At 69.1% G+C, this 22,767-nt stretch carries 17 protein-coding genes and 1 tRNA gene; 8 read left to right on the top strand and 10 right to left on the bottom strand.

Annotation, left to right across the window (positions count from 1 at the left end):
* Positions 1–554 precede the first annotated feature (554 nt).
* Positions 555–1,916: a site-specific integrase gene (locus EIL87_RS10170; protein ID WP_325049435.1), complete on the bottom strand. Its 1,362-nt coding sequence runs from the start codon at positions 1,914–1,916 to the stop codon at positions 555–557.
* Positions 1,889–1,964 (bottom strand) — tRNA-Leu (locus EIL87_RS10165). Before EIL87_RS10165 ends, EIL87_RS10170 begins: the two co-directional genes overlap by 28 nt.
* Positions 1,965–2,216: 252 nt before the next feature.
* Between EIL87_RS10165 and EIL87_RS10160 the strand changes: the two genes are divergently transcribed.
* Both EIL87_RS10160 and EIL87_RS10155 read left to right on the top strand, forming a co-directional pair.
* Positions 2,217–3,521, top strand: coding sequence for an amino acid permease (locus EIL87_RS10160; RefSeq protein WP_125090022.1), 1,305 nt, complete (start codon positions 2,217–2,219; stop codon positions 3,519–3,521).
* Between the two features lie 120 nt (positions 3,522–3,641).
* Entirely contained in the window at positions 3,642–4,253 is a 612-nt protein-coding gene (locus EIL87_RS10155; RefSeq protein ID WP_125089963.1) for an ANTAR domain-containing response regulator, read from the top strand.
* Positions 4,254–4,305: 52 nt separating this feature from the next.
* Here EIL87_RS10155 and EIL87_RS10150 read toward each other — a convergent pair whose 3' ends face one another.
* Positions 4,306–4,725, bottom strand: a complete 420-nt coding sequence (locus EIL87_RS10150) for a PaaI family thioesterase (protein WP_233576158.1) — start codon at positions 4,723–4,725, stop codon at positions 4,306–4,308.
* An 87-nt stretch (positions 4,726–4,812) separates the two neighbouring features.
* Here EIL87_RS10150 and polA point away from each other — a divergent pair, with 87 nt between their 5' ends.
* Both polA and EIL87_RS10140 read left to right on the top strand, forming a co-directional pair.
* On the top strand, positions 4,813–7,506 hold the full coding sequence (polA, locus tag EIL87_RS10145) for a DNA polymerase I (protein WP_125089962.1): 2,694 nt from the start codon (positions 4,813–4,815) through the stop codon (positions 7,504–7,506).
* 233 nt (positions 7,507–7,739) lie between these two features.
* Complete coding sequence (locus tag EIL87_RS10140) at positions 7,740–8,132, top strand: VOC family protein (protein ID WP_125089961.1); 393 nt, start codon at positions 7,740–7,742, stop codon at positions 8,130–8,132.
* A gap of 53 nt (positions 8,133–8,185) precedes the next feature.
* Here EIL87_RS10140 and EIL87_RS10135 read toward each other — a convergent pair whose 3' ends face one another.
* From EIL87_RS10135 to EIL87_RS10120, 4 genes are all read right to left on the bottom strand, one after another.
* On the bottom strand, positions 8,186–10,207 hold the full coding sequence (locus EIL87_RS10135) for a YhgE/Pip domain-containing protein (RefSeq protein WP_125089960.1): 2,022 nt from the start codon (positions 10,205–10,207) through the stop codon (positions 8,186–8,188).
* A gap of 16 nt (positions 10,208–10,223) precedes the next feature.
* Positions 10,224–10,859: an ATP-binding cassette domain-containing protein gene (locus EIL87_RS10130; RefSeq protein ID WP_125089959.1), complete on the bottom strand. Its 636-nt coding sequence runs from the start codon at positions 10,857–10,859 to the stop codon at positions 10,224–10,226.
* Between the two features lie 46 nt (positions 10,860–10,905).
* A complete protein-coding gene (locus tag EIL87_RS10125) occupies positions 10,906–11,838 on the bottom strand; it encodes a GNAT family N-acetyltransferase (RefSeq protein ID WP_125089958.1) in 933 nt (310 codons plus the stop codon).
* A gap of 396 nt (positions 11,839–12,234) precedes the next feature.
* Positions 12,235–13,089 carry a class I SAM-dependent methyltransferase gene (locus EIL87_RS10120; protein ID WP_125089957.1) on the bottom strand — a complete coding sequence of 285 codons (855 nt, stop codon included), beginning with the start codon at positions 13,087–13,089 and terminating at the stop codon, positions 12,235–12,237.
* Between the two features lie 302 nt (positions 13,090–13,391).
* On the opposite strand from EIL87_RS10120, the gene rpsA reads away from it, so the two are divergent.
* Together rpsA and coaE are read left to right on the top strand one after the other, a co-directional pair.
* A complete protein-coding gene (gene rpsA, locus EIL87_RS10115; protein ID WP_125089956.1) occupies positions 13,392–14,903 on the top strand; it encodes a 30S ribosomal protein S1 in 1,512 nt (503 codons plus the stop codon).
* Positions 14,904–15,043: 140 nt separating this feature from the next.
* Positions 15,044–16,222, top strand: a complete 1,179-nt coding sequence (gene coaE / locus EIL87_RS10110; protein WP_125089955.1) for a dephospho-CoA kinase — start codon at positions 15,044–15,046, stop codon at positions 16,220–16,222.
* 43 nt (positions 16,223–16,265) lie between these two features.
* Here the strand turns inward: coaE and EIL87_RS10105 are convergent, their stop codons facing one another.
* Together EIL87_RS10105 and EIL87_RS10100 are read right to left on the bottom strand one after the other, a co-directional pair.
* A complete protein-coding gene (locus EIL87_RS10105; protein WP_233576139.1) occupies positions 16,266–16,763 on the bottom strand; it encodes a DUF402 domain-containing protein in 498 nt (165 codons plus the stop codon).
* Between the two features lie 116 nt (positions 16,764–16,879).
* Positions 16,880–17,476: a DUF402 domain-containing protein gene (locus EIL87_RS10100; protein ID WP_125089954.1), complete on the bottom strand. Its 597-nt coding sequence runs from the start codon at positions 17,474–17,476 to the stop codon at positions 16,880–16,882.
* Between the two features lie 192 nt (positions 17,477–17,668).
* Here EIL87_RS10100 and uvrB point away from each other — a divergent pair, with 192 nt between their 5' ends.
* Together uvrB and EIL87_RS10090 are read left to right on the top strand one after the other, a co-directional pair.
* Positions 17,669–19,840, top strand: a complete 2,172-nt coding sequence (gene uvrB, locus EIL87_RS10095; protein ID WP_125089953.1) for an excinuclease ABC subunit UvrB — start codon at positions 17,669–17,671, stop codon at positions 19,838–19,840.
* 721 nt (positions 19,841–20,561) lie between these two features.
* Complete coding sequence (locus EIL87_RS10090; RefSeq protein WP_233576138.1) at positions 20,562–22,121, top strand: acyl-CoA dehydrogenase family protein; 1,560 nt, start codon at positions 20,562–20,564, stop codon at positions 22,119–22,121.
* An 83-nt stretch (positions 22,122–22,204) separates the two neighbouring features.
* On the opposite strand, the gene EIL87_RS10085 is transcribed toward EIL87_RS10090, so the two are convergent.
* Entirely contained in the window at positions 22,205–22,765 is a 561-nt protein-coding gene (locus EIL87_RS10085; RefSeq protein ID WP_125089952.1) for a GAF domain-containing protein, read from the bottom strand.
* Positions 22,766–22,767: the final 2 nt, after the last annotated feature.

Here is a 22,767-nt window from a genome sequence, read left to right as displayed (position 1 = left end):
TTTCAGTGTGGGACGCGTGGAACCGCTTCATGCGTTCTCTCTTGTTGTCGTCCGCCAAAGGGCCATGCGAAGGATTGTCTGGACGGGTTTACCGGCCAATGCAGTCGCGCAGCGAATCTGACTCGCTCTTGCAGATTCAACTCGAGAAAAAGAAGAAGAATATTCGCGCAAACGTTGTAAAGGGTGAGCCTCCATGGTATTCGATTGACGCAGTCCCCGATCTTTGCAGGGTGCTACAGCTTGGAAATAGTCCGGCTGTGGTTGGCGCCGTCACGATTTCTTCCATACGTTCGGAGAATGGGATTGATATCGCCAATCCTATACCTGAACTGCAGACTGTCCGAAATTTTATAGCGCATAAAAATCACAATAACCTACGGGAGGTGGGGCAGTTTTGGGCGGATACGGGAGATACTCAGAGGAGCTTACGGGCTCGCCTCCCGGGAGGTGTTAGTAGATTCTCTTCATGGGTAGGAGCGTTAATCGTGATTGGGCGTGCAGCAGCAAACTAGACAACGGTTAGAGGGGGCGGTGGATCTTTTGGGAGTGGCTCATCATCTTCGCCTCGGCATGCGACTCCCCAAGATCTCCGCTGCTTTGCGATCCGAGGCTGCGACCCAGGCCGCGTAGACGCGGAGCGTGGTGGCGCCTCCGCCGCCATGTCCGAGACGGCCGGAGACTGTGGGGAGGTCGATGCCTGCGGTGAGGAGTTCGGTGGCGGAGTAGTGGCGTAGGGCGTGGAGGTGGGTTTTGATGCCCAGCCGGTCGGCCATGTCCTTGTAGCGCTGGGTTATGGCGTTGGGGGAGTAGGGCTGGGTGTGGTCGGGGTGTTGGGTGCCGGCGAAAACGTAGAGGTCGTCGTTGAACTTGCCGCCTAGGTCTCGGACTCGGTCGGCGACGCGGTCGCGGTGTTCGCGGAGCAGGGTGACCGTTTCCGAGTCGAGGGCGATGCGGCGGTTCTGGTGGGTCTTGGTGTCCTTCTCCTTGCCGCGGACCCAGTTACGGCGAAGGTCGATGACTTCCTCATCGAGGTCGACGCGGGAGAAGCGCAGACCGACGAGTTCTCCGCGGCGCATGCCGGTGGTCATGGCGAGCCAGACGAGCGTGCCCCAGTCCTCGTCCATCCGGAACGCTTCCTCGGACAGCCGCGCTGCCTCGGCGGGAGTCGGCGGGTCGGGTTCTGGGCGTTTCTGGCGCGGTTTCCGTGCGACGCGGGCTGGGTTGGAGCTGATCCAGTCCCAGCGTTCTGCGGCGTCGAGGGTGCCGCTGATGATTGCGTGGATTTGGCGGACTGTTGAGGTAGCCATCGGCTTGCACGCGTGTGGACGGCATTCCTCGGCGACGCAGTCGTGCTCGCCTGGCTTCTTGTGCTTCTCGATGTAGGGCTTGCCGTCGCAGCGAGCGCGGCAGCGTCGAAGCTCGGTGTAGAAGCCCTCGAGCATCCTCGCGGAAATCTTGTTCACCGCAGTCTCGCCGAGAGCGGGCTTGATCGAGCGGTCGATGTAGCCGCTGTAGGTGTGCCGGGTGCTGTCCTCGATCTCGCTGGTGCGCATCCACTCGTCCAGGGCGAAGGACAGGCTCACCGTCGACGGGGTGGAACGCTGGCTGTCGACCTGTGCCAGCAGCTTGGTGAGCGCCTTCTCGGCGCGCTTGTAGGCGGCCTTGTCCGTGCCGTTGATCGTCTCGCGGAGGTAGGTGCGGCGACCGGTCACGGGGTCGTTGCCGGCGAAGACGACTACCCGGAGCGTCTTGCTGCGCTCCTCGATGCGGCCGCGCTGACGTTCATCGGGGTGTGAACGACTCATGGCCTTGAGTGTACTCGCACCCAAGGCCGCACCCAGGATCATTTCCATGATCCACATATTCGGTTGTTTTGCCTGGTGAAGGCTGGTGCCCCCGGTGCGATTCGAACGCACACTGGACGGATTTTGAGTCCGCTGCCTCTGCCGTTGGGCTACGGGGGCTGGTCTTGTCGTCAGCATACGACACGGCTGATCAGCGGGGGTCGGGAGGGTGGTGCGGGTGTCGTCCCTGGTCAGCGGCGTTTTCCCGTGTGACGAGGTTGTTCACCTCGAGGGGCTGGTCTGCGTGATCACGGGGGTTTAGGTTCGCGAGGTCGTTCATCACGTGTGGGGTACGCGGAGGCCGTTGTGGTCGATGAGGTGGTTCGGGGCGAAGCGGGGCTGCGCCGGAGTCTGAAGAACCGGCACCTGCAGATGATCGCGCTCGGCGGGATCATCGGGGCGAGCCTGTTCATCGGGAGCGGGGCGGTGATCTCGACCGTCGGGCCCGCGGCTGTGGTGTCCTACGCGATCGGCGGGCTGATCGTCGTGCTCGTCATGCGGATGCTCGGCGAGATGGCCACGGCGGCACCGACGTTGGGCTCCTTCATGGAGTACGCGCGGACCTCGCTGGGGGACTGGGCGGGCTTCACCCTCGGCTGGCTGTACTGGTACTACTGGGTCGGCGTGGTCGCCTTCGAGGCGGTCGCCGGGGCGGAGCTGATCAACCCGTTGATCCCGGTGGTGCCCCAGTGGGTGATCTCGCTCGCCCTCATGCTGGTGCTGACCGGGACGAACCTGGTGTCGGTGCGCTCGTTCGGCGAGACCGAGTTCTGGCTGGCCTCCATCAAGGTCATCACGATCGTGATCTTCCTGCTGTGCGGGACCGTGTTCGCCCTGGGGCTCTGGCCGGGCGCCGAGATGTCGGTCGGCAACATCGGCAAGGACGGGTTCTTCGCCCACGGCGGCTTCTCCGTGCTGCACGGCGTGGTGATCGTGATCTTCTCGTACTTCGGGACCGAGATCGTCACCATCGTCTCCGCCGAGTCCGATGAGCCCGAACGCGCGGTGGCCAAGGCGACCAAGGCGGTCGTGTGGCGGGTGCTGCTGTTCTACGTGGGCTCGGTGGCGCTGCTGGTGATGATCACCCCGTGGGACCAGATCCCGACCGAAGGCAGCCCGTACGCGGCGGCGTTCACCCGGTTCGGGCTTCCCGCGGCCGAAGTCGTGGTCGACGTCGTGGTGTTCACCGCGGTGATCTCGGTGCTCAACTCCGGGCTCTACACCGCCTCCCGGATGCTGTTCGCGCTGCAGCGGCGGTCGTTCGCGCCCGCCTGGGTGCGCGACCTCAACGGCCGTGGCGTTCCGTGGAAGGCGATCCTGCTGTCCACACTGGTCGGTTACGTCGCTGTTGCGGCGAGTTACGTCGCTCCTGACACCATCTTCTACTTCATCATCAACAGCGCGGGCGCCGTGGCGCTCATCATCTACGGCATGATCGCGCTGTCCCAGCTGCGGATGCGGCGTCGGCTGGAGGTCGAGGCGCCGGAGTCGTTGAAGCTGAAGATGTGGTTCTTCCCCTACCTGACGTGGATCACGGTGGCGCTCATCGGAACCGTGATCGTCACCATGGCTTTCGTCGCGGATGTCCGGTCGCAGCTCGTGCTGAGCCTCATCAGCCTCGCCGCGATCCTGTCGATCTACTTGCTCTTCGTGCGCCGGAAGGCTTCGAACGCCTGATCGCAGGGATGTCGCAATGGTCACGCCGCCTATTAACCTCGGGGTGAAGTCACTACCGGTAAGCTGCGGTTTCCGATGCAAACCGCATCGGCGGACCCCGATTTTTCCTGGAGGATCCCGGTGACGACGCCGGCTGCCGAGGACACACGCGAGGCCAAGCCCGTCGAACGTCGCGTACTCGTGGCCGAGGACGAGGCGTTGATCAGGCTTGACCTGGTGGAGATGCTCCGCGAAGAGGGCTACCAGGTCGTCGGTGAGGCCGGAGACGGGCAGGAAGCCGTCCGACTCGCCGAGGAGCTTCGCCCTGATCTGGTGATCCTGGACATCAAGATGCCGAAGATGGACGGCATCGAGGCCGCTTCCAACATCGCTGGGGACCGGATCGCGCCGGTGGTCATCCTGACCGCTTTCAGCCAGCGCGATCTGGTGGAGCGGGCGCGCGACGCCGGGGCCATGGCCTACCTGGTCAAGCCCTTCGCCAAGCGCGACCTGGTGCCGGCCATCGAGCTGGCGGTGTCCCGGTTCACCGAGGTGCAGGCCCTGGAGGCGGAGGTCAACGACCTCAGCGAACGCCTCGAGGCGCGCAAGACCATCGAGCGGGCCAAGGGCCTGCTGATGAGCAAGCACAACCTCTCCGAGCCCGAGTCCTTCCGCTGGCTGCAGCGAACCGCGATGGATCGCCGCACCACGATGAAGGCGGTCGCCCAGGCGGTTCTGGAGAACCTGTCCTGAGCGACGACGACGGAAGCGGGGTGCTCACGAGCACCCCGCTTTTTCGCGCCGTTCACGCCGGCGGCTGGTCCCGGATGACGCAGGTGAGCCGGGCCGAGCAGGTGCGCCGGCCGGACTCGTCGGTGATCTCCACGTCGTAGGTCGCCGTCGACCGCCCCCGGTGCAGCGGTGTGGCCACCGCGGTGACCGTGCCCTCGGTGGCCGCTCGGTGGTGCGTGCAGGTCAGCTCCAGGCCGACCGCGACCCGTCCCTCGCCGGCGCTGAGCGCCGCCGCGATGGAGCCGGCCTGTTCGGCGAGCACCGCGTTGGCTCCGCCGTGCAGCAGGCCGTAGGGCTGCCGGTTGCCCGCGACCGGCATGGTCGCGACCACACGATCGGGGCTGTGTTCGACGATCTCGATGCCCATCCGCGCGCTCAGCTGCTCGTCGGTGGCGCTCAGCAGCGCGTTGAGGTCGGACTCGCCGCTGGTCACGGCCTCACCGTTGTCGGTAGCGGGCACTGCCGGTCCTCCCCTCGCCTGCGGTACTGCCTGTCAGGCCTTCAGCCTAAACTCGCGGCTGTGACGCACTCCGAGGACCGACGCCTGCTGTTGATCGACGGCCACTCCATGGCCTACCGCGCCTTCTACGCCCTGCCGAAGGAGAACTTCCAGACCGGCACCGGGCAGCACACCAACGCGGTGTACGGGTTCACCTCGATGCTGATCAACCTGTTGCGCGATGAGCAGCCCACCCACCTCGCGGTCGCCTTCGACGTCTCCCGCAAGACCTTCCGCAGCGAGACCTTCACCGAGTACAAGGCCAACCGCGGCGCCAGCCCGGACGAGTTCAAGGGCCAGGTCAGCCTCGTCCAGGACATCCTCGGCGCGCTGAACATCCCGGTGCTGAGCAAGGACCACTACGAGGCCGACGACGTCATCGCGACCCTGGCCACCCGGGCCACCGCCCGCGGTTTCAAGGTCGCCATCTGCACCGGCGACCGCGACGCGTTGCAGCTGGTCACCGACGACGTGACGGTGCTCTACCCGACCAAGGGCGTCTCCGAGCTGACCCGCTTCACGCCGGAGGCCGTGGAGGCCAAGTACGGGCTGAGCCCCGAGCAGTACCCGGACTTCGCGGCGCTGCGCGGCGACCCGTCGGACAACCTGCCCAAGATCCCGGGTGTGGGGGAGAAGACCGTCACCAAGTGGATCCAGCAGTTCGGCTCGCTGGCCGAGCTGGTGGACCGGGTCGACGAGGTCAAGGGCAAGGCGGGCGACAACCTGCGCGCCCACCTGTCGTCGGTGATGCTCAACCGGCAGCTCACCGAGCTCGTGCGCGACATCGACCTCGAGGTCGGGCCGGAGGACCTGGAGGTGCGGGCCTGGGATCGGGACGCCGTGCACCGCCTGTTCGACGACCTGGAGTTCCGGGTGCTGCGCGACCGCCTGTTCGCCACCCTCTCCAGCGCCGAACCCGAGGTCGAAGAGGGCTTCGAGATCTCCGGTGGCGTCGTCGCCCCGGGCGAGCTGGCCGCGTGGCTGGACGAGCACGCGCGCAGCGGCGAGCGGGTGGGCCTGTCGTTCACCGGCACCTGGGCACGCGGCCGCGGTGACCTGACCGGCATCGCGCTGGCCACCTCCGACGGCAGCGGAGCTTTCGTCGACGCCACGGAGCTGACCGGCGAGGATGAGCAGGCGCTGGCCGCGTGGCTGGCCGACTCCGGGGTGCCCAAGGCCGCGCACGACGTCAAGGGACCGCTGCACGGCATCCGCGACCGGGGCTGGAGCATCGCCGGGCTCACCAGCGACACGGCCCTGGCCGCCTACCTCGTGCGTCCCGGTCAGCGCTCCTTCGAGCTTCCCGACCTGGTGGTGCGCTACCTGCAGCGCGAGCTGCGGGCCGACACCGGCGCCGAGGACGGGCAGCTGTCGCTGCTGGAGGACGAGGCCGAGAGCAAGGCGAAGGCCGCCGAGGGCGAGCTGCTGCGGGCCCGCGCGGTCGCCGAGCTCGCCGACGCGCTGGACGCCGAGCTCGCGCGCATCGACAGCACCACGCTGCTCACCGACCTCGAACTGCCGCTGCTGCTCGTGCTCGCCGAGCTCGAGGGCGCCGGCATCGCGGTGGACGCCGAGCAGCTGGCCGAGCTCGGTGCGCGCTTCGCCGCACGGGTCAAGCAGGCGGGGCAGGAGGCCTACGCGGTCATCGGCAAGGAGATCAACCTCGGCTCGCCGAAGCAGCTGCAGGTGGTGCTCTTCGACGAGCTGAACATGCCGAAGACCAAGCGCACCAAGACCGGGTACACCACCGACGCCGAAGCGCTGCAGACGCTGTTCGAGAAGACCGAGCACCCGTTCCTGCAGCACCTGCTGGAGCACCGCGACGCCGCCCGGCTCAAGACCACAGTGGAGGGCCTGGCGAAGTCCATTTCGGACGACGGCCGGATCCACACCACCTTCAACCAGACCATCGCCGCGACCGGGCGGTTGTCCTCCACCGACCCGAACCTGCAGAACATCCCGATCCGCACCGAAGAGGGCCGCCGGATCCGCGAGGTGTTCGTGGTCGGCGAGGGCTACGCCGAGCTGATGACCGCCGACTACAGCCAGATCGAGATGCGCATCATGGCGCACCTCTCCGGTGACGCGGGGCTCATCGAGGCGTTCAACACCGGCGAGGACCTGCACAACTACGTCGCGTCGCAGGCCTTCGACGTGCCGATCGGCGAGGTCTCCCAGGAGCTGCGCCGGCGGGTCAAGGCGATGTCCTACGGCCTGGCCTACGGGCTGTCGGCCTACGGGCTCGGCCAGCAGCTGCGGATCTCCGCCGAGGAGGCCAAGGCGCAGATGGACGCCTACTTCTCCCGCTTCGGCCGGGTCCGCGACTACCTGCGCGAGGTCGTCGACCAGGCCCGCAAGGACGGCTACACCTCGACGATCCTGGGCCGTCGCCGCTACCTGCCGGACCTGCTCAGCGACAACCGCCAGCGTCGGGAGATGGCAGAGCGCATGGCGCTCAACGCTCCCATCCAGGGCAGCGCGGCCGACATCATCAAGGTCGCCATGCTCGGCGTGCACAACGCCCTCAAGGCCGAGGGCCTGCGCTCGCGGACCCTGCTGCAGGTGCACGACGAATTGATCATCGAGGTTGCCGAGGGCGAGCGCGACGTGGTCGAGAAGCTGGTGCGCGAGCAGATGGGATCGGCCTACCCGCTGGACGTCCCGCTGGAGGTCTCGGTGGGCTTCGGCCGGTCGTGGGATTCCGCCGCGCACTGATCGGCGGATTTCGAGTCGATCACGGATCGGCCGGTCCGGGGATGTGCGTGCGGCTCATGTTGTGCAATGGCGGACGTCACCGCCGGTGGGCCCGAGCGAGGTCACCGAACACCGGTGCGGATAACCTGCGCTACGCGTTCCGGCCGACTCGGCCGCTGCGGCGTCGTGGCCGGGCGGGGCGTCACCAGGGCGCGGGCCCCGGAACTCCGACCGCGCCGACCCCGAGGAGGAGCATGATCAGCATCGACCGAGTCGACCACCTGGTCCTCACCGTCGCCGATGTGGATCGGGCGGTCGAGTTCTACCGGGACGTCCTCGGCATGGAGCCGGTGGAGTTCCCAGGTGAGCGGCGCGCGGTGCGCTTCGGCGAGCAGACCATCAAGCTGCACCAATCCGCTGAGCTCGTCGAACCCACCGCGACCCACCCGGTGCCGGGCTCGGCGAACCTGTGCTTCGTCACCGGCCACGCGCTGTCCGACGTGCAGGAACACCTGCGTCACCACGACGTGCGCATCGAGGAGGGCCCGGTCGGCCGCACCGGTTCCCAGGGCCCCATCACCTCGATCTACCTGCGCGACCCCGACGGAAACCTGATCGAGATCGCGCGCTACGACGACGAGTCCTGACCAGCGCGGAGCGGGCCCCGGAAGACGTTTTCCGGGGCCCGCTCCGCGTGTGATCAGAGGGAGAGCTCGGGCTTGAGCCGGCTGGGGGTCCACACCCGCTGGCGCCACGCGGCGATCGTGGTCAGCAGCAGCGCCGCCACCAGGTAGCACAGCAGCACCGCCGCGGCCTGGCCGACCGCGTCCGAGGTGCCGCCGTAGATGAGGTGGCGCAGCCCGGTCACCACGTAGCCCAGCGGCAGCACCTGGTGCAGCGGGTGCAGGGGCTCGGGGATGGTCTGCCACGGGAACGTGCCGCCGGCGGTGACCAGCTGCAGCACCAGGATCACGAGGGCGATGAACTTGCCCTTCGGGCCGAACGCCGCGTTCAGCGAGTGCACCACCGCGGTGAAGGCGAACGAGGTCAGGACCAGGAACCCGAGCGTCTCCCACTGGTGCGCGGGGTGCACGCCGATCGCGAAGACCACGACCGCGAACAGCAGGACCGCCTGCGCCAGGCCGATCAGCGCGGCCGGCAGCCAGCCGCCCAGGGCGACCTTCCACGGCGCCACACCGGCGGCCAGCGCGCGGTGGGACATCGGCCGCATCAGCAGGAACAGCACGAACCCGCCGACCCACAGCGCCAGACCCATGAAGTAGGGGGCCAGCCCAGCGCCGTAGGTGTCGGCCTTGACCTGCGCCTGGGTGTCGACGGCGACCGGGTCCCCGATGGTGTCGGCGGTGGCCTTCCGGGTCGGGTCGTCGGGGTGCGGGATGTCGTCGGCGCCCTTGCCGAGCTCGGTGGCCAGCGTGCTGGACCCGTCGGCGAGCTGCCCGGACCCGTCGTAGAGCTGCCGGGTGCCGCCGACGAGCCGGTCGGCGCCGTCGGCGAGCCTGCTGGTGCCCGACAGCGCCTGCTGCTGGCCGTCGCGCAGCTGCACCGCGCCGTCGTCGACCTGCTCGGCTCCGTCGGCGAGCTGGTCGATGCCGTCGGTCAGCTCGGGGGTGGCGTTGGCGAGCGCGCGGTTGCCGTCGGCGACCTGGCGGGCTCCGCGGGCGAGCTCGTTGAGCGGCCCGACCTGGTTCTGCAGCTTGGCGTTGGCGTTGGTGGCGGGACTGCTCAGCTGGTCCAGGCCGTCGACGATCTTCTGCGTGGTGGCGTCGTCGACCCCGGCCTGCCGCAGCTGCTGGGCGGTCTGGGCCTTGGTCTGGTCGAGGTTGTCGACGATGTCCTGCGAGAGGTTGCCGACGACGTTCGCCCGCTGCGCCAGCTGCTCGTTGCCCTGGGCGACCTCCTCGGCGCCGTCGGCCAGCTTCGCGGTCTGCTCCGGCAGCGGGGCGGTGGAGTCCTGCAGCTGCTGCAGCCCGGTGTGCAGCTGGCCGGTGCCGTCGGCCAGCCGGTTGGCGCCGGAGGCGAGCCGCTGCTGCCCGGCGAGCAGCTGACGCGCTCCGTCGGAGAGCTGCGTTCCGCCCTGCTGCGCCTCGCCGAGGCCGTCGTGCAGCCGGCCGGCGCCGTCGGCGAGCTGCCCCGCACCGTCGGCGGCCTCGACGGTCTTGTCGTGCACCGTGGAGAACCCGAGCAGGAACTGCTCGGCGGCGGTCGCTCCGGCGTGGGACGCCACGCCCTTGCGGATCTCACCGGCGAGCTTGTCGGCGATGGTGCCCACCAGGTAGTTGTTGGCGTCGTTGGTGATCAGCCGCAGCTTGGCCTGCCGCGGCGTGAAGTCGGCGGGGGAGACCAGCGCTTTCGAGAAGTCCGCGGGCACCACCAGCGCGAAGGTGTAGTCGCCGTTGGCCACGCCTTCCTGGGCGCGCCGCAGGTCGGTGCGGGTCCAGGAGAAGGTGCCGGAGTCGACCAGCTCCCGGTGGACGTCCTGGCCGGCGTTGAGCGGCCGGCCGTCCTCCTTCTCGGCGCCGGTGTCGTCGACGACGACCGCGGCGGGCACCGAGTCCAGCTTCTCGTAGGGGTCCCAGTTGGCGTAGATGTACATCGCGCCGTAGAGCAGTGGCACCAGCGTGACCGCCAGCAGCGCGAGCTTGGGCAGCTTGCCCGAGGTGAGCCGTCGCAGTTCCGTTGCGGCGAGCCGGAAAGTAGTCATCACGGACCTTCAGGTGTCAACCGGCCGAAGTGGACTTGTCGGTGTCGTCCGCGCTGATGCGGACGGCGGGCACGTCGAGCTTCTCGGCGGAGTGCGTGGAGCAGAGCGCGACGACCGCCATGCCCGCCGCCGCGCGCGCGGTCGCCTGGGAGTACCAGTGCTGCGGGTCGTCGCCGTGGCGGTCGGGGCAGTCGAGGACCAGTGCGCGGGTGGTGCGGGACTCGCAGGCCAGGTCGATCAGCAGCCTGGTGCGCTGGTGGGCGGCGAGGTTCTCGAACCGGACGTCGGCGGGCAGCTCGCGCTCGGCCAGCCACGCGCGGACCCTGCGTCGCGTGGAGCTGCGTCCGGCCAGCGAGAGGCCTTCGGCGACGACGTCGCGGACCTGCAGGGCGTCATCGGGTTCGGTGATCTGCGGGGCGTCGACGACCGCCACGGTGCGGCGCAGCCGGTCGGGATCGGCGGAGCCGTCCAGCCGGACGCTGCCGGCGCTGGGCTTGAGCCGCCCGGACAGGGCCAGCGCGAGCGCGGTCCTGCCGGTTCCGGCGTCGCCGGTGACCAGGAGCGCCTGGCCGTCGCTGACGCGCAGCGAGGTGGGTGCCAGCAGCGGCCCGTGCGCGCCGATGACCTCGACGCCGGTGGCGACGATCTCCACGCCTTCTCCTCGATCCTCTGGACCTGCGCGCAGGCCCGGATCGGGCTCAGCGCAGCGCGGTCGCCGGGCGCACCTCCCACATCGTCCACAGTGGCCGGTACCCTTGGCGGGGCCAGAACACCGAGGACAGCGGGTTGGGCGGGTTGTAGTACAGGAAGCTGCCGATGACACCCCGGCGCACGAACTCGTTGTGCGCCACCGCCATCAGCTGCCGGCCGATGCCGGTGCCGCGCGCCTTCTCGTCCACCGACACGCAGTTGACGTAGGCCCACCAGCCGTGGCGCAGCCGGTAAGCCCGCGGGGACTTGCCGGTGTCGATCCAGCCGCATTCCGCGACCGCGACGGGCGTGCCGTCCTGCTCCGCGAGCCAGACCGGATCGTCGGAGTGCAGGCGCACTCGGGCGGCGGTCCGCTTCAGCTGCGCGGCATCGGAGCGGTACGTGGCGGTTCCGACGAGGGCGGCGTACTCGAGCTCGGCGAGCGTGAGCTCGACGACGGCGTCCAAGTCGGCCGGTCCCGCGCGACGCACACTTACGGTACCAGACAGTTCCGTATCTGGGGCGGGGGTGGGCGGCCTGATCGCCAGCACCGACAGCGGCAGGAAACCGTGGTCCAGCAACGCCCGCGTGCCCTGCACGTCCCGGCTCGGCCAGACCACCATCGCCGAGGAGTTCGGCCCCGGGTCCTCCCGGTCGGCCAGCCACACCCGCCACGCGTGCAGCAGCGCGTCCAGTCCTTCGCGCGGGTGCTCGCCGATGATCGGGAACAGTTCGAAGGCCTCGCCGGCCTGCCACAGCCCGCGCGCTGAGCCGTCCGGGTTCGAGGTGTGCGTGATCAGCCCGGCCACCGGGTGTCCGTCGGAGGTCCGCGCCGCCATCGGCTCGGCGTCCGAGGGCACGAACTGGTCCTGCGGTAATTGCGGGTCCAGGGCGGCGAACCGCGCGAACTGGGCCGCCATCAGATCCTGCGCGGTCGCCACCGGAGCTCCTCACATCCGTCCGCGGGCGAGCGACGCCGCTCCACCCCTCACCACCTGATCAACCGGCACACCGCCGCAGGTCCTCCTGCGGGTGGCTGAGGAAGTCCCGGCGGCGCCCGTACCGGCATTACACCAGGCGCCGCACCCGCAGCCAGCCGTTCGCCGAAGATCCACCACCGGCAGAGCTGAGGGGGTGAACGGGCGGACAAACCCACTTCCGGGCGAGGGGCTGACATCTCGCGCGAGATGTCAGCCCCTCACCCGGAAGTGGAGAGGAACGGCTGTGCGTCCACGCGGGGAGCCGCCGCTTCAGGTGCGAGCCGGCGCTGCTGCGGGTGGTGGCCGCTGCGGCTTGTGCTGCCCGCGCCGCTGAACGGGGCAGACTCCAAGCAGTCGTCACAGCGTGCAGACGAAGATCGCTGTGCCGGGGAACAGGCGTCCCCGGAGCGGGCTCCACTGCCCCCAGGTCTCGGTGTGGCCCTCCGGCCACTCGGGCTCGACCAGGTCGGTCAGGTGCAGGCCGGCCCCGGCCAGGGCGCGCACGAAGTCACCCAGCGTCCGGTGGTGCTCCACGTAGGTGGCGCGCCCCGCGCCGTCGACCTCCAGGTAGGGGGTGCGGTCGAAGTACGAGTGCGTCGCGGTCAGGCCCGTGGGTCCCGGGTCGTCGGGGAAGATCCACCGCATCGGGTGAGTCACGGCGAAGACCCACCGTCCGCCGGGCCGCACCACGCGGGCCACCTCGCGGAAGACCGCCCCCACGTCGGCCACGAACGGCACCCCGCCGAACGCCGAGCAGGCGAGGTCGAAGCTGTCGGTGGCGAAGGGCAGCAGGTCCGCGCTGGCCTGGACCAGCGGGACCGAGGTCCCGGTGCGCCGCGCGGCCTCGTCGGCGTGCCGCAGCATCCCGGCGGAGATGTCCAGGCCCACGGCCTGCGCGCCCTGCCGGGCCAGCCAGCGCGCGCAGGACGCCGCGCCGCAGCCGATCTCCAGCGCCCGCTTGCCGCGCACGTCGCCCAGCAGCCCGGCGTGCTCCTCGCGCAGGCCCTCCGGGCACCACACGAAGTCGTCGTCGCCGAGGAAGTCGCCGTGCTCGGCCTGGTAGTCATCGGCGTCGGCGTCCCACCACAGCCGGTTGGCCGCGCGCGACTCCGCGGCGTCCACGCTGCGCTTGCGGACCCCGACGGTGCCCAGCACCCGCTCAGCCGAGCTATTCTGAGACCTGTCGTTTTCCTGCTCGTCGGAGCGTGTCAAGGCTTCCCCCGGGACTGGTGGACGTGGCGGACGTGAAGGGATTGTGTCCTGCGTCCGACACCCGACCGGTGTCGAGGGGTACCGCGGTTTGCCTGGCGATCGAGAAAGCGCGTACGATACCGCCCGCGCCGTGGGTCTTTTTCCCGTCGGCTTCTGCGCCCCGGGTCACACCGAGGTGGCGAAGGCGTTCGGCAGGTGGAATCCGCAGGTCCGGCTGCAAGTCGGACTGGACGAAACCGGCCTCGGCGCGGCACAAACGTAGAACCAGCGACCAACCTATCCGTACCGGAGCAACCCACCTGATGTCCACCGACACCACCACCGTCCCGACTGCAGCCGCCACCAAGCCGCAGGTCGCAGTGAACGACGTCGGGACGGAGGAGGACTTCCTCGCCGCCGTCGACCAGACCATCAAGTACTTCAACGATGGGGACATCGTTGAGGGCACCATCGTCAAGGTCGACCGTGACGAGGTGCTGCTTGACATCGGCTACAAGACCGAGGGCGTCATCCCGTCCCGGGAACTGTCGATCAAGCACGACGTCGACCCCGCCGAGGTCGTCACCGTTGGCGACTTCGTCGAAGCGCTTGTTCTCCAGAAGGAGGACAAGGAAGGCCGGCTGATCCTCTCCAAGAAGCGCGCCCAGTACGAGCGCGCCTGGGGCACCATCGAGGAGCTCAAGGAGAAGGACGAGCCCGTGCGCGGCACCGTCATCGAGGTCGTCAAGGGCGGCCTCATCCTCGACATCGGGCTGCGCGGCTTCCTGCCGGCGTCCCTGGTCGAGATGCGCCGCGTCCGCGACCTCCAGCCCTACGTCGGCCGCGAGCTCGAGGCCAAGATCATCGAGCTGGACAAGAACCGCAACAACGTGGTCCTGTCCCGTCGCGCCTGGCTGGAGCAGACCCAGTCCGAGGTCCGCAGCGAGTTCCTCAACCAGCTGCAGAAGGGCCAGGTCCGCAAGGGCGTCGTGTCCTCCATCGTCAACTTCGGTGCGTTCGTCGACCTCGGTGGGGTCGACGGTCTGGTCCACGTCTCCGAGCTGTCCTGGAAGCACATCGACCACCCGTCCGAGGTCGTCGAGGTCGGCCAGGAAGTCACCGTCGAGGTCCTCGACGTCGACATGGACCGCGAGCGCGTGTCGCTGTCGCTGAAGGCCACCCAGGAAGACCCGTGGCGTCAGTTCGCCCGCACCCACGCGATCGGCCAGATCGTGCCGGGCAAGGTCACCAAGCTGGTGCCGTTCGGTGCGTTCGTCCGCGTCGACGAGGGCATCGAGGGCCTGGTCCACATCTCCGAGCTGGCCGAGCGCCACGTCGAGATCCCGGAGCAGGTCGTCCAGGTCGGCGACGAGGTGATGATCAAGGTCATCGACATCGACCTCGAGCGTCGCCGGATCTCCCTGTCGCTGAAGCAGGCCAACGAGGGCTTCAGCCCCGACTCGGAGTTCGACCCGACCCAGTACGGCATGGCTGCCGAGTACGACAACGAGGGCAACTACATCTACCCCGAGGGCTTCGACCCGGAGACCCAGGAGTGGCAGGAGGGCTACGACGCCCAGCGCGAGGAGTGGGAGCGCCAGTACGCCGAGGCGCACACCCGCTACGAGAAGCACATCGCGCAGGTCACCAAGGCCCGCCAGGCCGACGCCGAGGCTGCGGCTGCCGCGGCCGCCGGTGGCGGCGAGGAGCAGCCGGCTCCGTCCGGCGGCGGCAACTACTCCTCGGGTTCCGACGAGGAGCAGAAGGACAGCGGCTCGCTCGCGAGCGACGCCCAGCTGGCCGCCCTCCGCGAGAAGCTCTCCGGCGGTGCGTGAGCACTGACGCCTGAAGGCTGACGTCGGGAACGGCCCCGCATCCCCCGTGGATGCGGGGCCGTTCCGCGTCCGCGGCCGATCGGGTGCGGACGCCGAACGGCCCCCTCACAAGCGGCGCTGCGCCTGGCAGGATGAAGCGCATGTTGCGGGTGGGTTTGACCGGAGGCATCGGATCGGGCAAATCGACGGTGGCTCGGCGGCTGGCCGAGCTGGGCGCGGTGGTGATCGACGCCGACGCCCTGTCGCGCGAAGTGGTGGAGCCCGGCAGCGCCGGGCTGGCGGAGCTCGTGGAGCGGTTCGGGCAGGGCGTCCTGGACGCGAGCGGGGCGTTGGACCGCCCCGCGCTGGCGGCGCTGGCCTTCGCCGACGAGCAGTCGCGGCTGGACCTCAACGCGATCGTGCACCCCAAGGTCGCCGAGCTGACCGCCCGGCGGATGGCCGAGGCGCCGGCCGACTCGGTGCTCGTGCACGACATCCCGCTGCTGGTGGAGGCGGGCTACGCGCCGAACTACCACCTGGTGGTCATCGTGGACGCCGACGAGGACGTCCGGGTGCAGCGGCTGGTCGAGCGGGGCCTGGCCGAGCAGGACGCCCGCGCGCGCATCGCCGCGCAGGCCACCGAGGAGCAGCGCCGCGAGGTCGCCGACGTGTGGCTGGACAACGCCGGTGCGGTCGAGGACCTGCTGGCGCGCGTCGACGAGCTGTGGCACGAGCGGCTCGTGCCGTTCGAGGAGAACCTCAGGCTGGGGCGGAGCGCCGGCGCGAAGCCGCCGGAGATCGTCGACCCCGACCCGCAGTGGGCCGCGCAAGCGCGGCGGCTCATCGCCCGGGTGGAGCGGGCGGCGGGGGAGCGCGCGGTGCGAGTCGACCACGTCGGCTCCACGGCGGTGCCGATGCCGGCCGAGGACGTCATCGACCTGCAGCTGACAGTCCGCACCCTCGCCGACGCCGACGCGCTCGCGGAACCGCTGGGCGAGGCCGGCTTCCCCGTGGTCCCCGGGGCTGACCGCGACACCCCGCACGACGTCGCGCCGGAGCCCGAGCAGTGGTCCAAGCGCCTGCACGTCTCCGCCGACCCGGGGCGGCCCGCCACCCTGCACGTCCGGGTCGAGGGCACGACGGCGTGGCGGGTGGCGCTGCTCGTCCCGGCCTGGCTCCGCGCCGACGCGGAGGCCCGGCAGGACTACCTCGCCCACAAGCGCCAGGTCGCCGAGGCCCACACCGACCACGAGGCCTGCACCACGGCCGAGGAGCGTTGGTTCGCCGACAACCTCACCAACGCCCTCGCCTGGGCGGATTCCACCGGTTGGACCCCCTGACCGGGTCCGGCTCGGCGAGCGCCCACCACGGCCGCCGCGGTGGTCACCAGGGGTCGAAGACGCCCCGGTAGGCGAGCCACTGGTTGACCGAGCGGTGCATGCTGATCTCGTCGAGGGTGCGGTGCACCGTGCGGAACGCGTAGTCGGCCTCGCTGTGCCGGATGGCGCCGGAGGCCACGGCCGAGGCGAACTCGGCCGCCCTGGTGACGCGGGGACGGCCGCCGTCGGGGACCTCCAGGCTCAGCAGCAGGTCGGTAGTGGCCCACGAGCGGGTGTCGCGGTGGATGGTGACCGCGGTGAGCGTGCTCGGGCCCGGCCTGGCGTGCCGGTTGCGCGGCCGGAACTTCGTCAGCCGCAGCCCGAGGTCGGCCAGCAGCCAGGTGATCTCGTGCTCGTGGTCCGGGGTCGCGCACTCCACGGCCAGGCCCCACCGCTCGACCTGGCAGACCTCCAAGTGGTGCACGTACCCGGAGGGCTGTCTGCGCTGCGAGTTGACGACGTCGATGACTTCCATCAGTGCGGGGGAAATCGCAGCGCTCACAGCATCAGAGAGTAGTCGGGAAAACCGGAGGTGTGATCACCATCAACGGTTTTCCGCATAACTTTTCCGCACTGGTCGGCCGCCGCCGAGAACGGCGCCGGGAAAGCGCGTGATGATCACTCCGATGGCGGTAGCGAACGCGGCTCGGGTACGGGACCTTGGAGCGGTTGTCCTTCCCACGACAGCTCGATGCCGTTGTCGCGCAACCACTTCGAGAGGTCGTACCCGCACCGGGTGATCCCCTCGAGCGCCGCGCAGGCCCGTCGCATCGCGCCCTCGGCGGTGTCCGAGTCCAGCTGAGCCGATCGCACCGCCAGCACGAACTCGTCGACGTCGAGCAGGTGCACATCGCGGCCCTGGCGCACTTCGAGGTCGAGGTAGTGGTCCTCGGTCCGCCACTGAGCGTCACCTGTTCGGATGTCCACCAGGTCGAGGTAGAAGTCCAGGTCCCGCTCGTGCCCGGGCCGCCAGTACCAGCGGGTCACCCGCAGCCCGAGCGAGGGCAGCAGCCACGACTCCAGCGCGGCGATCGTGGGCTGCCCCGGTAGCGGCCGGGCGAGGTAGAGCCCGAAGGGCTCGCGGCGGTAGCGGCTCACGGTGCGCACGTGGCCCTTGGGGTCGGTGTTCGTACCCGCCACCAGGTCGAAGACCTCCGTCTTCGGCGGGTGCACGGGCAGTCCTAGACGCTCGGCGATCTCGCGCTGAGTGGTCACGTCGCCACTCTAGGCGCGCGCATGAGGCGGGCGCGACGTTCGAAGCACGCCGCGCCCGCTATTTCTCTACCACTGTTCGCAGGTCACCTCCCATCGGTCGGGGCCGGTGACGCACACCATTGTCCGCCTTCGCGGCTCGGAAAGCACCCCGTGACGCGACATGATGTCGGTGGTGGCTCGTACGCTGGTCGTGTGGCATTTGCGACTGAGCGACAGGCACTCGACGACTCCCTGCTGGCGCACTCCGAGTTCCGGCCGGTCGGTGACATCCCGCGCGCCGACGGCCGCTTCCGCGTGGTCAGCGACTACGAGCCGGCCGGTGACCAGCCGCAGGCCATCAAGGACCTGGAACGGCGGATCAACTCCGGCGAGAAGGACGTGGTGCTGCTCGGCGCCACCGGTACCGGCAAGTCGGCCACCACGGCGTGGCTGATCGAACAGGTGCAGCGCCCCACGCTGGTTCTGGAGCCGAACAAGACGCTGGCCGCCCAGATGGCCAACGAGCTGCGCGGGTTCTTCCCGGACAACGCCGTGGAGTACTTCGTCAGCTACTACGACTACTACCAACCCGAGGCCTACGTCCCGCAGACCGACACCTACATCGAGAAGGACTCCTCGATCAACGAGGACGTCGAGCGGCTGCGCCACTCCGCGACCTCGAACCTGCTCTCCCGCAGGGACTGCGTGGTGGTCTCCTCGGTGTCCTGCATCTACGGCCTGGGCACGCCGCAGTCGTACCTCGACCGCGCGATCCCGCTGGAGGTCGGCGGCGAGATCGACCGCGACGTGTTCCTGCGCGCGCTGGTGGACGTGCAGTACACCCGCAACGACCTCGCCTTCGCCCGCGGCACCTTCCGGGTGCGCGGCGACACGGTCGAGATCATCCCGGCCTACGAGGAGCTGGCCGTGCGGGTGGAGTTCTTCGGCGACGAGATCGACCGGCTCTACTACCTGCACCCGCTCACCGGCGAGGTCGTCCGCGAGGTGCAGGACCTGCGGATCTTCCCGGCCACCCACTACGTCGCCGGCCCGGAGCGGATGGAGAAGGCGATCCAGGCCATCGAGGGCGAGCTCGAGGAGCAGCTGGCGGGGCTGGAGAAGCAGAACAAGCTGCTGGAGGCCCAGCGGCTGCGGATGCGGACCCAGTACGACATCGAGATGATGCGCCAGGTCGGCTTCTGCTCCGGCATCGAGAACTACTCGCGGCACATCGACGGCCGCGAGGCGGGTTCGGCCCCGGCGACCTTGATCGACTACTTCCCGGACGACTTCCTGCTGGTCGTCGACGAGTCGCACCAGACCATCCCGCAGATCGGCGGCATGTACGAGGGCGACGCGTCGCGGAAGCGCACACTGGTCGAGCACGGCTTCCGGCTGCCCAGCGCCCTGGACAACCGGCCGCTGACCTTCGAGGAGTTCTCCGACCGCATCGGCCAGACCGTCTACCTGTCGGCCACGCCCGGCCCGTACGAGGTGGCGCAGGCCGGTGGCGAGTTCGTCGAGCAGGTCATCCGCCCGACCGGCCTGGTCGACCCCGAGGTCGTCGTCAAGCCGACCGAGGGCCAGATCGACGACCTGGTGCACGAGGTCCGCGAGCGCGCCGACCGCGACGAGCGGGTGCTGGTGACCACGCTGACCAAGAAGATGGCCGAGGACCTCACCGACTACCTGCTGGAGCTGGGGATCCGGGTGCGCTACCTGCACTCCGAGGTCGACACGCTGCGGCGGGTGGAGCTGCTGCGGCAGCTGCGCCTCGGCGAGTACGACGTGCTGGTCGGCATCAACCTGCTGCGCGAGGGCCTGGACCTCCCGGAGGTCTCGCTGGTGTCCATCCTGGATGCCGACAAGGAGGGCTTCCTGCGTTCCGGGACCTCGCTGGTGCAGACCATCGGGCGTGCGGCGCGCAACGTCTCCGGCCAGGTGCACATGTACGCCGACACGGTCACCGACTCGATGCAGCACGCCATCGACGAGACCAACCGGCGCCGCGCCAAGCAGATCGCCTACAACGAGGAGCGGGGCATCGACCCGCAGCCGTTGCGGAAGAAGATCGCCGACATCCTCGACCGCGTTTACACCGAGGCCGAGGACACCGAGGAATCGGTGGCGGTCGGTGGGTCCGGCCGCAACACCTCGCGCGGCAAGAAGCCCACGGGGGAGGCGGTGGCCAGCGCGGGCCTGCTGGAGGACCGCGACATCTCGTCGATGCCGCGGGCGGAGATGGCCGACCTGGTGCAGCAGCTCAACGACCAGATGATGAACGCCGCGCGGGAGCTGCAGTTCGAGCTGGCGGCCCGGTTGCGCGACGAGATCGCCGACCTCAAGAAGGAGATCCGCGGGATGGACGCCGCGGGTATCGAGTGAGGGCTGAGCGGAAGGTGATCAAGGTCTCGCCTTCCGCTCCTCCTCTTCGAAGGGAAATCGCACCTTCCTGTTCTGCGTACGTCGTTACTGGCGAGTTCTCGTCCTGACCTCGGACAATTACGATTCTGGTCCACGGTGGACGGTTATTGGACTAATCCGTTCCGGCGTTACGTTCCATTGCTCACACGTTTCTTGAATCGGGGCGACCAGCGCTGATTACGGACCGTCATAGTGCTCACCGAAAAGGTGGTACCTCGGTATGATGGGTTGAGGTAATTTCACTCTCCTGCTGCCTCATGTGGACGCTGCGGACTTGTGCGAGAAACGGAGTTCTCACGATGGATCCCGGCCGATCGTCACGACCTCGTTCCCTCCGAGGATCTGCGGCGAACCGGCCGATAGCCAGCCCGCACCCCCCGCGTGGACGCAGCAGACGACGGCAACCCCGACAGCCCCAATGCTGAAGACGTGCCACTTCCCTCTCCCCGGTAGAGCATCGCCGCGGTCGCGCGCCGCGGAGTCCCCCCTGCTCGATCCGATCCCCGCGCACGTCTGAAGGTGGGGTCGCCCTTTCCCCCAGCGGCACGAACAGCGGGCGGACGCGGCAATCCACCCACGCCGAATTCGCGGCGTGCGGCCCGTTCGCCGATCTGAACGTGTCCAGGCCCGCCCCGCTCGCGAACCCCCCTCGCGAGAGTCTTTCCAGGAAGGACCGACCGGAATGGAGTCGACCAACAGCAGTTCCGCGCACCCCGATGCGGCGTCGGAGATGCTCGATTTCCTGCGCAAGTACAGCCGGGAGCAACTCGACTCCCGGCGCATGGACGAACGACGCGGTTTCCCCGTGTCGCTGATCCCCGACCTCGCCCACGCGGGACTGCTCGGCTTGCAGGTCCCCAAGCGCTACCAGGGCCGAGAACTTTCCCATTCCGACACCGCGAAGGTGATGCGGCAGGCCGGCGCGATCGACTGCAACCTGCTCATCTACCTGGCCGTGCACAACACCCTCGGTGTGCCGCCGGTCCTGCAGTTCGCCCGCGAGGACGTGCGCTCGGCCGTGCTTCCCGAGCTCGCTCAGGGCCGCAGGCTGGTGACCAGCGCGATCAGCGAGCCCAGCATGGGTTCGCACGTGCGGTCGATCACCAGCACGGCGACCAAGCAGCCCGACGGGTCCTACGTCCTCAATGGCGGCAAGCAGTGGATCTCACTGGGAGCCGACGCCCACTACGTCAACGTCTTCGCGCGTCTGACCGACGAGAACGGGCAGGAGGCCGGGATCACCGGCTTCCTCGTCGACACCTCCTCACCCGGTTTCGTGCGCGGTCCCGAGGTCATCACCCTCGGGCTCAAGGCCGTTCCGCAGAACAGCCTCGCCATGGAGAACGTGCACGTTCCCGCGGAGGGGCTGCTCGGCGAGGAGGGCAAGGGCTTGGCCGCGGCCAAGACCGCCTTCACCCGAGGCCGGCTCGTGCTCGCCACCGGTGCGCTCGGTGCGGCCATGCGGGCGCTGGAGCTGGCGCAGCGCTTCGCCCGCCGCCGTGAGGTCGCCACCGGCAACCTCGCCGAGAACGGGCGGGTCCAGCAGATCGTCGCCGAGTCGGTGGCCGCCGTCCAAGCGGTGGAGACGCTGATCGAGCACATCACCGACCGGCTCGACTCCGGCCGGGACGTGCCCGAACCGTTCTACTTCGCGGTGAAGATCCTCGGTTGCGAGCTGATGTGGGAGGTCATCGACCGCTGCGTGCAGCTGCTCGGTGCCCGCGGGTTCGTCGACACCAACGTCGTCGGGCAGTTCTACCGCGACTACCGGCTGTTCCGGATCTTCGAGGGCACCACCGAGGCCATCACGGTCTACCTGGGCTCGATGGTCCTCAAGCAGCCGCAGCACTTCCTGTCGATCTTCGACGACTTCGACGTGGACCCGAAGCTCGCCGAGCACATCGCCCGGATCGACAAGCTCACCACCACCACGACCACCAGCGCTCAGCAGCAGCACGTCCTGGCCGCCCAGATCGGTGAGCTCGTGTGCTGGTCGCTCCTGGCGGTCCTCGCGGCCGACAGCCGCAACCGCTCCTCGATGTACGCCCACACGGCGTCCTGGACCGAGCAGCAGCTCCTCGACAAGCTGCGCACCGCCGAGGACAGCCGGCCGTTCGTCGAACTGCCCACCGTGGACGAACTCGCCCGTCACATCGGCGACTTCGACACCAGCCTCGGCAACGTCGAGCAACGCCGGCCGGGGATCCAGCACGACCTCGACCTCCTGCTGCGCCGAGGCTGAGTTCCGACCGGGGCGTTGGGAGCCCTGCAACGCCGAGGGGGCGGGACCGCGCTCGCAGTCCCGCCCCCTCGGCGCAGGTGGTGTCAGCCCGCCTGGAGGTCGCGTTCGCGGCGGTGGATGAGCTCGACGCCTTCACCGGCCAGGGCCTTGATGGCGTTGAGGCCGTCGCGGCCCCACGGGCGCACCTCGCTGTCGATCACGCAGACGGTGCCCAGCGCGATGCCGGTGCGGTCGATCAGCGGGGCGCCCAGGTAGGAGCGCACGTTCATCTTGTCCACGACGTCGTTGCCGGCGAAACGCGGGTAGTCGCACACGTCCTCGAGCACCAGCGCCATCCGGCGGGCGATGACGTGCGGGCAGTAGCCGGTCTCCATCGGCGCCGAACGCGGGTCCACGTCGGAGGCCGGGTCCTCCATCCCCGCGGCCTTGGTGAACAGGCCGCCCAGGTACTGGTGGGTGTCGGTGATGAAGTTGACCATGGCGTTCGGCACGCCGAGGGTCTGAGCGACGCGCTGCGCGAACGCGTCGAACTCGGGGTCGGCCGCGTCGCCGAGGCCGAGCTGGCGCAGCCGCGCGGCGCGCTCGTGCGCGTGCGAGTCGACGGGGTTGAGGTGCCGGTGTCCGGCGGCATCGAAGGTCGTCACGG

This window comes from Saccharopolyspora rhizosphaerae, from assembly GCF_003931915.1.
GTDB lineage: Bacteria > Actinomycetota > Actinomycetes > Mycobacteriales > Pseudonocardiaceae > Saccharopolyspora > Saccharopolyspora rhizosphaerae.
Note: the sequence above shows the minus strand (reverse complement) of the source record. Positions and strands in the feature narration are given on the sequence as shown.

Bases quoted from the DNA above. Each gene is read 5' to 3' on its own strand.
- EIL87_RS10160 (WP_125090022.1), top strand. From the start codon at position 2,217: ATGATCGCGCTCGGCGGGATCATCGGGGCGAGCCTGTTCATCGGGAGC.
- EIL87_RS10090 (WP_233576138.1), top strand. From the start codon at position 20,562: ATGGAGTCGACCAACAGCAGTTCCGCGCACCCCGATGCGGCGTCGGAG.
- coaE (WP_125089955.1), top strand. From the start codon at position 15,044: ATGTTGCGGGTGGGTTTGACCGGAGGCATCGGATCGGGCAAATCGACG.
- EIL87_RS10140 (WP_125089961.1), top strand. From the start codon at position 7,740: ATGATCAGCATCGACCGAGTCGACCACCTGGTCCTCACCGTCGCCGAT.
- rpsA (WP_125089956.1), top strand. From the start codon at position 13,392: ATGTCCACCGACACCACCACCGTCCCGACTGCAGCCGCCACCAAGCCG.
- EIL87_RS10135 (WP_125089960.1), bottom strand. From the start codon at position 10,207: ATGACTACTTTCCGGCTCGCCGCAACGGAACTGCGACGGCTCACCTCG.